Source organism: Acetobacter zythi (assembly GCF_963921165.1).
Taxonomy (GTDB): Bacteria; Pseudomonadota; Alphaproteobacteria; order Acetobacterales; family Acetobacteraceae; genus Acetobacter.
The window spans coordinates 87,085-101,183 of record NZ_CAWUEO010000046.1 but is presented as its reverse complement, the minus strand read 5'-3'; the positions used below and the strand labels follow the sequence as shown (position 1 = coordinate 101,183).

Annotated in this window: 11 protein-coding genes; 10 read left to right on the top strand and 1 reads right to left on the bottom strand. The window is 58.5% G+C overall.

Features of this window, described 5'->3' with window-relative positions:
- The first annotated feature begins 2 nt into the window (after positions 1 to 2).
- Genes AABE20_RS13195 through AABE20_RS13175 form a run of 5 tightly spaced genes read left to right on the top strand, consistent with a single transcriptional unit; the run spans position 3 to position 4,808 of the window.
- Positions 3 to 1,022 (top strand): ABC transporter ATP-binding protein, encoded by a 1,020-nt coding sequence (locus AABE20_RS13195; RefSeq protein ID WP_338333503.1) that lies wholly within the window; start codon positions 3 to 5, stop codon positions 1,020 to 1,022.
- Positions 1,023 to 1,067: 45 nt separating this feature from the next.
- A complete protein-coding gene (locus tag AABE20_RS13190) occupies positions 1,068 to 2,201 on the top strand; it encodes an ABC transporter substrate-binding protein (protein WP_338333502.1) in 1,134 nt (377 codons plus the stop codon).
- Entirely contained in the window at positions 2,168 to 3,052 is an 885-nt protein-coding gene (locus AABE20_RS13185) for an ABC transporter permease (protein ID WP_338333501.1), read from the top strand. Before AABE20_RS13190 ends, AABE20_RS13185 begins: the two co-directional genes overlap by 34 nt.
- Positions 3,049 to 3,837, top strand: coding sequence for an ABC transporter permease (locus tag AABE20_RS13180; protein ID WP_338333500.1), 789 nt, complete (start codon positions 3,049 to 3,051; stop codon positions 3,835 to 3,837). The genes AABE20_RS13185 and AABE20_RS13180 overlap by 4 nt, the downstream gene beginning before the upstream one ends.
- A 17-nt stretch (positions 3,838 to 3,854) precedes the next feature.
- A complete protein-coding gene (locus AABE20_RS13175) occupies positions 3,855 to 4,808 on the top strand; it encodes a LysR family transcriptional regulator (RefSeq protein WP_338333499.1) in 954 nt (317 codons plus the stop codon).
- A gap of 68 nt (positions 4,809 to 4,876) precedes the next feature.
- On the opposite strand, the gene AABE20_RS13170 is transcribed toward AABE20_RS13175, so the two are convergent.
- Entirely contained in the window at positions 4,877 to 5,839 is a 963-nt protein-coding gene (locus AABE20_RS13170) for a LysR family transcriptional regulator (protein WP_338333498.1), read from the bottom strand.
- 288 nt (positions 5,840 to 6,127) lie between these two features.
- On the opposite strand from AABE20_RS13170, the gene AABE20_RS13165 reads away from it, so the two are divergent.
- The 5 genes from AABE20_RS13165 to AABE20_RS13145 all read left to right on the top strand — a co-directional run bounded on the left by AABE20_RS13165 (position 6,128) and on the right by AABE20_RS13145 (position 14,051).
- Positions 6,128 to 8,476 carry a TonB-dependent receptor gene (locus tag AABE20_RS13165; protein WP_338333497.1) on the top strand — a complete coding sequence of 783 codons (2,349 nt, stop codon included), beginning with the start codon at positions 6,128 to 6,130 and terminating at the stop codon, positions 8,474 to 8,476.
- Between the two features lie 134 nt (positions 8,477 to 8,610).
- Complete coding sequence (locus AABE20_RS13160; protein ID WP_338333496.1) at positions 8,611 to 9,906, top strand: allantoate amidohydrolase; 1,296 nt, start codon at positions 8,611 to 8,613, stop codon at positions 9,904 to 9,906.
- Positions 9,907 to 9,944: 38 nt separating this feature from the next.
- On the top strand, positions 9,945 to 10,736 hold the full coding sequence (locus AABE20_RS13155) for a TatD family hydrolase (protein ID WP_338333495.1): 792 nt from the start codon (positions 9,945 to 9,947) through the stop codon (positions 10,734 to 10,736).
- 12 nt (positions 10,737 to 10,748) lie between these two features.
- Entirely contained in the window at positions 10,749 to 12,629 is a 1,881-nt protein-coding gene (locus AABE20_RS13150) for an adenine deaminase (protein WP_338333494.1), read from the top strand.
- A 69-nt stretch (positions 12,630 to 12,698) separates the two neighbouring features.
- On the top strand, positions 12,699 to 14,051 hold the full coding sequence (locus AABE20_RS13145; RefSeq protein WP_338333493.1) for an NCS2 family permease: 1,353 nt from the start codon (positions 12,699 to 12,701) through the stop codon (positions 14,049 to 14,051).
- Positions 14,052 to 14,099: the final 48 nt, after the last annotated feature.

Here is a 14,099-nt window from a genome sequence, read left to right as displayed (position 1 = left end):
CAATGACGGACAACTCGACTAAGGGTGCTGCGGCAGTCAGGCTGAGTGGTCTGACAAAATCCTATGGTCACGGCAAGCCTGTTCTGAAAGGCATTGATCTGGAGATTGGTTCGGGCGAGTTCTTTACCATGCTCGGCCCGTCGGGTTCAGGCAAAACCACAACGCTGCGCCTGATCGGTGGGTTTGAACTACCAGATGCAGGGCAGGTCACGCTTTTGGGGCAGGATGTTACGCGCCTGCCACCATACAGGCGTGATGTGAACACCATGTTTCAGGATTACGCGTTGTTCCCGCATATGAGCCTGCGCGATAACGTGGCCTACGGCATGAAAATCCGGGGCGTAAGTGCTGCCGAACGCACAGAGCGCGCACAACAGGCGCTGGACATGGTGCATTTGGATGCCGTGGCCGACCGCAGGCCCTCGCAGTTGTCGGGGGGGCAGCGCCAGCGTGTGGCGCTGGCGCGCGCATTGGTGAACAAACCCAAACTGATTTTGCTTGATGAACCCTTGGGCGCACTGGACCTGAAACTCCGGCGCGAGATGCAGGTCGAACTCAAGCGTATTCAAAAACAGACGGGTATTACGTTTGTTTACGTCACCCATGATCAGGAGGAAGCCCTGAGCATGAGCGACCGGATTGCGGTGTTTGCCGAAGGGGTGATCGAGCAGGTGGGCACGCCGCAGGAACTGTACGAACGCCCGGCCAGCCGCTTTGTGGCCCGCTTTATTGGGTCGTCCAGTATTCTGGAGGGAGACCACGGCAGCGCCATTCTGGTCCGCCCGGAGGATGTGCGTATGGAACCGCACGGTTACACCCCCACCCCGGACGAGGACATTCTGCCCGGTGTGATTGAGGAAATTGCCTATCTTGGCCCCGTTACCCGCTGTCAGGTCCAGCGGATGGAAACCGGGGCCTGTGTTACGGCCATGGTGCCATCCCGCGCGGCGCGCACCTTGCAGGAAGGCATGGCCATTGTGGCCGTATGGGCAAAGGATGTGGCCTACCCCCTGCCGCGTTAAGGGGGGTGGTAAAAATTCAAGGCGTCATCAAGGAAGGATAAGGACATGAAGGGTTTTACAACTGCACTGCTTATGGCTTCCTGCTGCACGGCGCTGGTGGCGCAGGCGCATGCCGCCGACCTGCCCGGCGCTATTGGCAAGGGCGAAGGCGACCTGAACGTCGTGGCGTGGGAAGGCTACGCGGACGATGCGTGGGTCAAACCGTTTGAACAGCAGACGGGCTGCAAGGTCCACCGCAAATATGTTGGCTCCTCGGACGAAATGGTGGCGTTAACGCGCATGGGCGGCGGCAAGGGGTTTGATGTGGTCTCCGCCTCCGGCGATGCCGCGTTGCGGCTGATTTTTGGCCATAACGTCCAGCCGGTGAACATGAGCCTGATCCCTGCTTATGACGACCTTATGCCCGAGCTTAAGGAGCCATCCTTTAACACCGTCAAAGGTGTGCATTATGGCGTGTCCTACGAGTGGGGGCCGAATATTCTGATGTGGAACACCAAGGCGTTCCCCGTTGCTCCCACCAGTTGGGCCGTTATTTATGACAAGGCCCATGCGGGCGCCATTACCGTGCCCGATAACCCGATCCAGATTGCCGATGCCGCCCTCTACCTTGCCCACGTCAAACCCGAACTCGGCATTACAGACCCGTACGAACTGACGCAGCCCCAAATGGATGCCGTGGTGGCTTTGCTCAAGGAGCAGCGCGCGCTGGTCAAAAAATACTGGGCACTCGCCTCGGACGAAGTAGACCTTTTCAAAAGTGGTGATGCACAGGTTGGTTCGGCATGGCCGTATCAGGCCAACACATTGCGTGCAGCAGGTGTGCCTGTGCAGGACACAATTCCCACGGAAGGCGCTACAGGCTGGGCCGATAGCTGGATGATCAGCGCCCATGCCGAACACCCCAACTGCGCGTATCTGTGGATCAACCATGTGATGACCCCAAAGGTGCAGGCCCAGCAGGCACTCTCGTTTGGGGAAACACCGGGTAATACCAAAGCCTGTGCGGAAATGGACGCCATGCAGCCCGGTTCGTGCAAACAGTACCACGCCAATGCGTCATCCGCGTATTTTGCGACAATCAAGTTCTGGAAAACCCCCATGAAGGCGTGCGGCAATGGGCAGAACACCTGTCTGGATTACGGCGCATGGCAGCGCGCATGGCAACAGGTCAAACAGTGATGGCGGGCGGGCGGAAGTTTCTGGGGCATGTGGCTCTGCTTCTGCCACCGTTTGGGTGGCTGACGCTCTTTTATCTGGGCAGCCTGTTCATCCTGCTGCTTTCGGCCTTCTGGCAGGTGGATTCCATGTCCGGCGAGGTGATCCATGACTGGACACTGGATAATTTTCGCCAGCTTGTATCGGACGCAACCTACCGGATTGTGGCGCAGCGCACGATCGGGATTGCCGCACTGGTAACGGTTACGGATATTATTCTCGCATGGCCACTGGCCTATGTGATTGCGCGCAAGGTGGGGCCACGCCTCAAGCTGACCCTGCTGGTGCTGGTGGCCCTGCCGCTCTGGTCCAGCATGCTGGCGCGCATTTACGCATGGCGGCTGATCCTTGGGCATGACGGGGTGCTGAACTGGTTTTTGCGCGCAGCGGGCCTGCCCGAGCAATCCTTTGCATTTACCAACGTGGCGTTGTGGCTGGTGTTTACCTACCTGTGGCTGCCATTCATGCTTATGCCGCTGGTGGCAGCCCTTGAGCGTATTCCCGCGTCCTTGCTGGATGCGGCGGGCGATATGGGGGCCACACCGTGGCAGACTTTTCGGACCGTTATTTTTCCGCTGGCCATTCCCGGCATGGCGGCGGGGTCGGTGTTCACATTTGCCGTAACACTGGGGGAATATGTGACCCCCATGCTGGTGGGTGGGGCCGGGTCCGAGTTTATTGGCAACGTGGTGTATTCCAACGTTGGTGTTTCGGGGAATGTGCCGTTTGCTGCGGCATTTTCCATGGTGCTTCTGGTGGTGATCGGCGCTTACATGCTGGTGGCCCGCAGGTTTGGAGCGTTTGACGGAGCATGACCCTATCTGTGCGCCTGTTTGCCCTGTGGGGGGCGGCCCTTGCGGTGCTGGCTTTTCTGCTTTTGCCGCTTCTGCTTGTTATGGTTTTTGCCTTTGATGCCTCGGCCGTGCAGGTTTGGCCCATCCGTGGGGTCTCGCTCAAATGGTTTGCGGCCACATGGGCGGATGAGGAGGTGCGCAATGCGCTCTTTATCTCGTTCGAGGTGGCGGTGCTGGCAACGGCGCTGGCCACCGTGCTGGGCACACTTGCGGCTGTGGGTCTGAATGGCCTGTCCTCGCGCGCAGTGCAGGTTGGCTCGTTTTTTCTGACCCTGCCCATTGCGCTGCCCGGTGTGTTGACCGGCATTGCCATGAACAGTTTTTTTACCGCGTGTGACATCCCCTTTACGCTGGTCACGCTGGTTATTGCGCATACCACTTTTTGCACGGTCATCATCTTTAGCAACGTTATGGCCCGGTTGCGGCGTCTGCCGCCGTCTTTGTCGGAAGCGGCGCAGGATATGGGGGCTACACCCCTGCGCGGGTTTGTCAGCGTTACCCTGCCGTTGCTGGGTGGGTCCATTGCCTCTGGCATGCTGCTGGCCTTTGCCCTGTCCTTTGATGAGGTGATTGTCTCCACCTTTACCGCAGGCACGCAGACCACTTTGCCTTTATGGATATTTGGGGCAATCCGCCTTGGCCAGCATATGCCCGAGGTCAATGTGGTGGTGTTTGTGGTGGTGGTGGTCACGCTTCTGCCAATTATTCTGGGGCAAAAACTCGCAGCCTCCGTCTCGCGCGAGTAGGGGGGGAGGGCGCGCACATGGCTCTGACATTCCGCCAGCTACGGTATTTTTCCTCCGTTGCGGAGGTGGGGTCCATTTCTGGCGCGGCCATGGTTCTGCTTGTCTCGCAGTCCACCGTTACCGAAGCCCTGCGTGATCTGGAGGCCGAGATGGGGTTCCGGCTGTTTGACCGCCACGCGCGTGGGGTTACGCTAACCCGGCGCGGGCAGCAGTTCCACCTGCGCGTGCAGCGTATTCTGGACGATGTGGCCGATGCCCAGCGTATGCAGGACGAAGGGGAGGAAGCACTGGGCGGCACGCTGGTGCTGGGGGTTACTCCGGTTGTGGCCGGTTATGTGCTGCCAGACCTGCTAACCCGCTTCCGCCGGGCCTTTCCACGGGTCAAGGTTACACTGGTGGAGGACCGGGCCGAATATCTGGACCATATGTTAATCGGTGGCGAGCTTGATCTGGCGATTATGCTGCGCCTGGGCGATGCGGTGCCCAGTGCGTGTGGTGCGCGGGTTATGGGGGTTTCGCCGCATTATGCGTGGCTGGCCCATGGCCACCCGCTGGCTGCGGAAAAGCAGGTCAGCCTGCGCCAGCTCTGCTCCGAGCCGTATATTGCCCTCACGGCGGATGTGCTTGAGGAGCGCATGAGTGCCGTGTGGGAACGATTCGCCTTCCGCCCCGATACGTATTTTCGCTCCAGTTCCATTGAGGCCGTGCGTAGTCTGGTTGCCGCAGGCCACGGTATTGCCCTGCTACCCCAGCTTATTTACCGCCCGTGGTCCTTGGAGGGCGAAAAAATAGAATGCCGCCCCGTGCAGGAGGATCTGCCAACGGCTGACCTGCTGGTTATGTGGCGGAGGGGGCTGCCCCTTGGGGTGCAGGCCCAGTATTTTATGGATATGGCGCTCCAGCGCACGGGGGGTGTTGTTGGGGCCGGGCCATCCGGTCCTGCGCCTTTTCAGGATTTGCGTGGGTATTAGTGTGGTTTTTTCAAAGGTATGCAGGCGGGGTGGTGTGCCCATGCCTGCCGCGGCAGAGCGGGTGGTGCTCAGCCGGGTTTAAGCCTGTCGTCCATCAGTCTGGGTTTGCCCAGAAACTGCTGGGGGTTTGTGTCAAAACCTTGAAAAATCTTTTTGAATTTTTCAATAATAAAATGTGCGCTTGGTGACAGGACACGTGTTTTGGGAATGATGAGCGAGAGCTTTTGCGTTGCAAGCTTGGTTTCGTTCAGTTCAATAAACAGGGCTTCATTGTCGTTGTAGTGCCCAAATGCATCAAGATCACGCATGATTGCAATGCCCAGATTTTTTTTCACCATATCGCAAACAAGCGCAATATTGTTGGAATTAAACACAATATCGTAGGGCATGTCTGTTTCCTCCAGCAACTCCTTGACCAGCCGCCACAACGTGGTGGAGGAGTCCGGGGCGACAATAGGGTAGCCCGTGCAGTCCGTTACCCGCACATCCTGCATTTGTGCCAGCGGGTGGTTGCGCGGGACCAGCACGCCAAGGCGGGACAGGGCCTCGGCCTCCACACTCAGACCTGCAAATGACGGGGGGTCAAATGTCACCCCCAGATCACAGTCCCCCGCGCGGAGCAGAATGGCCGCCGTTGCCGCCGTGGCCACAGTAACCTTAAAGCGCAGGCCCGGACTGTCATCATGCAAAAGCATGATCACGGAAGGAATAAAGCTAACAGCCAGCCCATCGGCCACGGCAATGCGGACCTCTCCGCCCCGTGCATTTTTGAGTTCGGCAAGGTGGCGGTGCAGGGCTGCTTCCTCCTTGCCCCAGCGGGTGAGCTGATGAAAAACCGCCTCCCCCGCCGCCGTCAGCCGCACCCCGCCAGAGACCCGGTCAAACAGCCGCACCCCCAGTGTTTCCTCCACATTCAGGACCTGCCGGTCCACGGCGGAGGCGGCAATGTTCAGGTGTTCGGCCGCCTTGCGGATGGAGCCATGGTGGATGACCTCCAGAAAATAGCGCGAAAACTTGGTCAGCAGCACCATGTCCGTTGCCCTTTTGTCATGTTGTAATCCGAGTGGAGCATGTTGGTAAGAGAATAGGTAGAGCTTAATCAAGAATAAACATAATCATTTCTTAATCGCACCGAAATGTCTTTGCACGTGCAGAAAAAGGCTACACAACGTGCAGAATTTAGCGCTTCCAAAATGGCATACACAAACGATACGTTACATAAACAGAACGAAGAGTTCTAACAGGCTGAGGCTGGGATAAGTAAAAAAGAACACAAAAACAGTCTTTTAGGCGGAAGACTGTAGGGGCGGGCACAAACAATGAAAATTTTTTCGTTAAGACACAGGCTGTTCGTATCGGCATCGGGCATTCTGGTTTTGGCAGCACTCCACAACACGGCGCGCAGCGCTACGGCAACGGCTGCGGGCAGTGTGCAGGCGCCAGACCGGGTGGCGGCAAGCGGGCATAAAGCCCCCGCAAAATCCTCAGTTGTTGCGCAGGGTAAGGAAAATATTGACGTAACCTCCAACAGGCAGACCGTCAGCCTGTCCATGGATGGCGGCGGCGGGATGATGCGGCGCGAAACCGCAGCCTATTCCGTACAGACAGTGACAAAACAGTTTATTGACCAGAAAAGCCCTACAAGTAGTGTGCTGGACCTGATCAAGACCATGCCAAGTCTTAACGTATCCTCGGCGGATACATCGGGCATGCATGGTGGGGGCATTGAAAGCCGAGGTCTGACGGATGCGGACATGGCTATTCTGCTCGATGGCGTACCCGCAAGCAGTGCCGGGTATATTGACCAGAACGTGGATTCCGAAAACCTTGAGCGTATTTCCGTAAGCCCCGGCGCTATGGCCATAGAGGCCCCGGTTACCACAAGTGCAGGTGGTGTGCTGCGCGAGGAAACCCTGACCCCGTCCCATAAAATGGGCGGCACAATGGATTTTTCATACGGCACAAACAACCTCTCGCGCGAGTTCCTGCGCCTTCAGTCGGGCGATATTGGCAATACGGGCGTGCGCTTTTATGTATCGGGTTCACACACCCATGCCCGGCAATGGATGGGCGAGGGCGCAAACGACCGCCAGCACATTGATTTTGGGCTGCAAAAGGACTTCCAGAACGCATCCAGCGTAAAGCTGTATTTTTCGTGGAACAACAACCAGATCATGGTTGATAACTACGCAACGGAGCAGCAGTACAAAAACTACAAGCACACAGGAACCGGCTATAACCGTAGCGGTTACAACGCCACGGGTGGGAACGATAATTACTGGAAGAACAATATCTCCCACTTCAACACGGTTTTTCTGGTCATGCCGGTGCATGTTGTGTTGAGCAGAAAGCTGACGCTGGACGTAACCCCCTATTTTTACGATGCTCTGGGCTGGGATAGCTGGGGTGTGGGGCAGTCTTCTGCGGGGCAGTATGTTCTGGGCAATGGTTCGGCACTGCCCGGTGGGCAGCAGCTTGTGCAGTCATGGAATGCGTATAGCCAGCCCGATGTGGGGGTAACCGCAAGGTTGGGTTATGATATTGACAGCCACAACCATTTTTCTGTCGGGTACTGGTATGCCAACAATTTTTCCAAAATTGGTCTGCCGGTCAATGTGTCCTATAGCGGGGCCACAACGCCGGGTAATTCCAACACCGCACTGTACACGCCCGGTGGCAAGCGCGCGCTGGGAGCACTGACAAACACGGGGTATGAAATTCACTCCATTTTTGTGCAGGACGAGGCCCGTTACCTGCATAACAGGCTGCGGATTAACGCGGGCTTCAAGTTCATGATGACAAATTACTGGATGAAGAACCTTCTGGCGTCTTCCTCCACGCCGGGGGCGCGTTTGGGGGCAAACTCCACAGTGCCTTTGCCGCAACTGTCCATTTCGTATGATATTGACGACCACAGTCAGGTTTACGTGCATGGGGAAGGGGACTTCCGCCAGCCCGACCCGTCCGCCATTCAGGCAGCGACCGGCCTGCCCAAAAACCAGTATTCGATCAAGGAGGAACTGGGCTACAGGTACCACGATAACCATGTGATGCTTGACCTGTCTTTGTTCAACTACAACATTACCAACCGCCTTATGAGCACCTATCTCGGTGGCGGGGTATTTGGCAGCGCCAATGCGGGCAACCAGACCGTGCGTGGTTTTGATCTGATGGTGGCCGCACGGCCGATCCACCACTTCAGCCCCTATGCATCGTTCGAGTATTTGCACGCGACCATGGATTCCAACGTGCCGTATGGCGCCAGCTACCTGCGCACCAAAGGGCATGAAGCGCCCATGGCCCCCAAGGTTATGGCCAATTTTGGCCTGTCGTATGATGACTCGCATTTTTTTGGCAACTTTGCCCTGCATTACGCCAGCTCCCAGTCGGTTACCCTGACAGGGGACCAGCGTATGCCCGGCTACGTGACGGACAGCCTGAGTGTTGGTTATCGCTTCAAGCCTTTTTCTTTCCTCAAATCACCCACGTTCAAAATGAACTTTCAGAACCTGACCGGGGCCGTTGTGCGCACGGGGCCGGTTGGTATTGCAACAAACGCCACGCAGGGGCAGCTGCTGGATGGCAGCACGCTCGCGGCGGGGAGTGGAGCGCAGTTTTACGTTCTGCCGCGCTTTAGCATGACGGGAACCATTTCCACGGATTTCTGAGACAGCAAAAAAAAGAGGTCGCCCCACAATGCCCTGCCCACAAACCGGTAGGTGGATCAGGGCTGGGGCGGCCTTTGTGGCATGGCGTGCATGGCGCTGCCGGGATTGAGTGCCGATTTATGTTGGTGGGTTAGATGGATAAGCAGGAGCGGATTGTCGAGCACGATGCAGGGGCGCGTGCAGTCAGACGATGTGAAGAACTCGGATGTGACCCTTATAGCGATATGCGCGGCGGCCTGTTCCGCCCCTACCTTGGCGCGGCGCACAAAGCAGCGGCAGAGGTGCTGCGGGGGTGGATGCAAGGTGCAGGCATGAGCGTGCGCACCGATGCCACAGGCACAATCATTGGCCGGTATGAAGGACGCCACACCAACGCACCAGCACTTATGATCGGATCGCACATAGATAGTGTGTGGAACGGCGGTTTTTACGATGGCGCTTTGGGCGTTATGCTGGGTGTGGAATGTGTGGCAGCTTTTGCCAGACGGGGGATACGCCTCCCCTTTGCCCTAGAGGTTGTGGCTTTTGGGGATGAGGAGGGGTCGCGCTTTCCGCTTTCCATGCTGGGTTCCAGAGCCATGGCGGGCAAACCTGTGGGGGATGTGAGCCAGATGCGTGACCGCAACGGCACAACCCTGCACGAGGCCATGCGGGGGGCAGGGCTGGATGCGGGCGCCATGGGGGAAGCCCGGCGGGCGCGGGCGGATGTTCTGGCTTATCTGGAAGCCCATATTGAGCAAGGCCCCGTGCTGGAGCACAGGGATGCGCCGCTGGCGGCGGTGTCGGCCATAGCCGGTATTCAGCGGTTTTACATTCGCGTGCAGGGGCAGGCGGGCCATGCGGGCACCGTGCCGCTGCACATGCGCCATGACGCCCTGACTGCCGCGTGCGAGATGGTGTTGGGCATAGAAGCACTGGCACGCGCACACACGGCGGAGTTTGTGGCGACTGTGGGCAAAATAGACGTTCATCCGGGCGCTGTGAATGTTATTCCGGGGAGTGCCAGCCTTTCGGTAGAAATCCGCTCGGCAGATGCCGCCTGTCTGGAACATGCATTTTTGCAGGTGCGGGAACTTGTGCAGGGCATTGCCGAACGCCGGAGCGTTGGGTGGGAGGTGCGCGACCACCAGACCTTTGCCCCCGCGCCGTGTGATAACCGTTTGGTGGACCTGCTGCGTTCTGGCATTCGGGCGGAGGGCATGGCCGACCATGTGCTGGTCAGTGGCGCAGGCCATGATGCGATGATGATGACGGACTGGGTGCCCACGGCCATGCTGTTCCTGCGTAGCCCCGGCGGGATTAGCCACCACCCCGATGAAAGCGTGATTGTGGCGGATGTGCAGGCCGCGTTTGATGTTATGGTCAATTTTATTACGCGCCTGCCAGAAGTGCTTGATATTTCGGCCACACAACAGGGCACGGTGGCATGACCCACCCAAGCCACGGACCAGCAGCGGGAGAACACGGCATGAACCTTGTAGACAGCCATTGCCATCTGGAATTCGCCGAGCTTTCGGGGGATCTGGATGCGGTCATGCAGCGTGCGCGCGCGGTGGGTATCCGCCGGTTTGTCAGCATTGGCACCAGTGTGCATGCTTTTGCACAAGTCTTGCAAAAGGCGGAGGACATGGAGGATGTTTTCTGCTCCGTAGGCACCCACCCCCACTGGGCGGACGGCGAGACGGACGTGCAGGCACAAGACCTTGTAGCCCACGCCGCCCACCCCAAGGTGGTGGGCATAGGCGAGGTGGGGTTGGACACGTTTTTTACGACCGCATCTTGGGATGCGCAGATGCGTAATTTTCTGGTCCATATAGATGCCGCACGGCAAACACAGCTCCCCCTGATCATCCACTCCGTCAAGCAGGATGCGGCCATGGAGCAGGTTCTGCGTGAACAAAACGCCAGGGGGCATTTTCCCGTTGTCATGCACTGTTTTTCCGGTGGTCCTACGCTTGCGCGCGCCAATGTGGAAATGGGACACTACCTCTCGTTCTCCGGCCTGCTGACCCATGCGGAAAACGAAGGCATGCGCGCCATTGCGGCCAGCCTGCCAGCAGATCGTATTCTGATCGAGACCGACGCGCCCTCCCTTGCCCCCGAACCCTATGTGGACCAGCGTAACGAGCCAGCTTATCTGGTGCATACGCTTAAGGTTCTGGCCGCGTTGCGCAAGGTAACCCCGGAGGAGATGGCCCGGCAGACAACGGAAAACTTTTTCCGGGTTTTTCGCAAAGTTCCCGATTTTTCTCTGGCATAATGGATTAAGGGTATGAAATCAGCATCGGAGATGATGTCGGGGAATGACCTGTTCATCAGTGCGGCACAGGAAGTACGCATCCGTCAGGAACTGACCCGCGTGGCCATGGGGCTGATCCCCGCAGATCTGGTGTTGCGCGTGGGCCGCCTGCTGGATGTGCACACGCGCCGCTGGGTGGACAAGCAGGACATTGTTATTTACCGCCGCCGCATTGCATGGACCGGCCCCGCAGGTGCCTATACCGGCACGGCCCGCGCCCATGTGGACCGGCTGGACCTGTCCGCCGTGCCCGGCTTTGGCGAGGTGCACAAACACATAGAAAGTTCGCACCTTACCCCCGAATACGAGGCCGCTCTGGTGCTGCCACGCGGGAATACATGGACGTGCGAGGCCAGCCACGAATTTTCCAACGTGGATGGCGCGCATAACCTGCCTTTCTGGATGACGGCGCGCAGCCATGGCGTGGCGCTCAAAATTTTTCCGCTCCCCGGTTCCGCCGTTCCCCCCACCGCGTATGAAGGTGGGGGCGGATATTACGGGTATGACGAGCAAAGCGCCTTTATGGGCAATAACCTGATGGTGCCCGGTCTGGACGAGGTCATGGACTGGCCCAGTGTGTGGAACCCGCAATCCCCTTCCTACGCGCGGTTATGGGGCATGATCGAGGCAACATTTGCCCATCGGGGCGTGGTGGAGGGGCATGGGGCGGGCCTGCATGATACGCCCTCCATCAACGCTTTTGCCGCAGCCGGTCTGGCCTCCGACCACGAGGTGCTGACCATGGCCGAACTTCAGGCCAAACTTCAGGCCGGTATTTTTGTGGAGCTACGGCACGGGGCCATTCCCGAGCTGGTGCGGGGGATGCTGGATGCAGGCTTTGAGGATTTTTCCCAGATCGCCCTCACAACGGATGATCGTTCCGCAAGCGAGACATTGCGCATGGGCGCTACGGACTATAATGTACGCAGAGCCATGGAGGCTGGCCTTGCGCCAGAAATTGCCATTCAGTGTGTGACCCTTAACCCTGCGCGCCATATGCGCCTGACCCCGTGGGTGGGCAGCCTTGCCCCCGGCCGCTTTGCCGATGTTGTGCTGCTGTCCGATGTGGCGGCACTGGACATTGCGGAGGTCTGGGCAGATGGCCAGCGCGTGGCCGAAGCCGGGCGTTACATTGCCCCCGTGCCAGATATTCCATGGCCCGCATGGGCCAGCCAGACCATTAACATTGCGCATGAACTGGAGGCGAAGGATTTTGCCATTCCAGCAGATGCAGGGCGGCAGAGCATGCAGGCCGCCGTGCTGCGCCCGTTCCACTGGGCGGATGATTTTCTGGTGGCAACCCTGCCCGTGCGTGACGGACAGGTGCAGCGCGACGTAGAACAGTGCATTACCAAGTTTGCTGTTGTGGACCGCTATTCCGGGCAGGGTAAGGTGGGGCGCATGTTCTGGCGTGGCTGTGGCCCCAAAACGCCCGATACGGCTGTGGGGTGTTCGGTCGCACATGACCAGCACAACATATGGGTTGTTGGCTCGTCCGATGCGGCCATGGCGCGGGTGGTCAACCAGATCCGCCAGCAGCAGGGGGGCTGGGCGCTGGTGCGCGACAACACCGTGCTGGCAACCGTCCGCTACGAGGTCGGGGGGCTGATGACCGCCCGCCCGGCCGAAGAACTGGATGCGGACATGCAGGAACTCTACGCGCAGGCGCGCACCATAGAGTGGATGCACGAACCTACCTATTCCCAGAACTGGCCGGAGGGTTTTCCCGAACGGTTGTGTTTTGCCACGCTCACCTGTTCGCCGTGGCGGTGGGTGCTGGTGGCCCCCACCCCCCGTGTGCCCGAAGGGTTTGTGAATGTGCAGACCGGGCAGACCCACCCCATTGTCTGGTAGGGGTGGCAGGCAAAACGGGTCTGTGGGGGGCCAATTTTTTTCGTCACAAAAACTGGAGTGCTGTTTATTATGAGAGGCGTCCCATCCTTGCAAAAGCTCTTCGGGTTTAATGTGGCGGAGCATCAGTCCAGCGTGGGCACGGAGGTGCTGGCCGGGCTGACAACTTTTGGCGCCATGGGGTATATTATTGCGGTCAACCCCGCCATTCTGTCGGCCACCGGGGCGGACAGGGCGGATATGATTACCGTAACCGTGCTGGCCGCCATGTGTGGCTCCCTGCTTATGGCGTTCCTGTCGCGCCTGCCCATTGCCCTTGCACCGGGCATGGGGTCCAACGCGGTTTTTGCACAGGTTGTTGTGGTCAAAATGGGCCTGTCCTATGGCACAGCGCTGACCATGGTGCTGGTCGGTGGCATTTTGTTTACCTGCCTGTCGCTCAGTAATGTGCGCCAGCATATTGTGCGGGGTTTTCCCGTACCCATCCGCATTGGCTTACAGGCGGGTATTGGCTTGTTTATTGCCTATCTGGGCCTGCGGAGCGGGGGGCTGATTGTAACGGATGCCGGTGGGGGCGTTGCTTTTGCGGACCTGCGATCGCCTTCCGTTATGGTGGTTTTTCTCTCGCTTTTGCTCATTGCCGCTTTGGTTGCAGCCCGTGTGCGCGGGGCCATGCTGCTGTCCATTCTGGCGGTTACGGTGGCGGGGTTGTTCATCCAGACCAGTCCGGGCCATGTTATGACCGTTCTGCCATCGCAGATGGTGGCGTTGCCCCATGCCCCCAAAGCGTATTTTTTTGCGTTTGATACCAGCGAGTTTTTCCACAACTTCTTTCTGGTTCTGCCTTTAACACTCTACTTTTTTCTGTCCGATTTTTTCTCGGCAACCGCAACCATGATCGCGGTTACGCGGCGTGCGGGCATGATGGATGCACAGGGTAATTTTTTGAACTCCCGTCGCGCTTTTCTGGCGGACGGGTTGGCCTCCATTGTTGGCGCATGTCTTGGTAGCCCGACCGTGGGGGCGTATGTTGAATCCGCAACCGGGGTGGAGGCAGGTGGGCGCACGGGCCTGACAACCCTGACCGTTGCCATTCTGTTTGGCCTGAGCGCGTTTTTCTGGCCGTTAATTGCCTGTATTCCACCACAGGCCACCACAGCAGCCCTTGTTATGGTGGGTATTCTGATGATGGAAGGACTGACGGAGCTGGATATTTCCGACCCGCTCCAAAGCATTTCCGCCGGGATGATTGTGCTGCTCACAGTCACAACCGCCAACCTGATGATCGGGATTTGTGCCGGGTGTTTTGCCTATACGGTCATGGCTGCGGCAACACGGAGCTGGGCGCGGCTGACACCCGTTTTCCTGCTCACCAATGTGCTGCTTGTGATCTACCTTGTGCTGGTCACCTACGCGGTGAACTAACCCACACTCCGCACCCCACCCATAACACTGCAAGGCCATACACGCAGG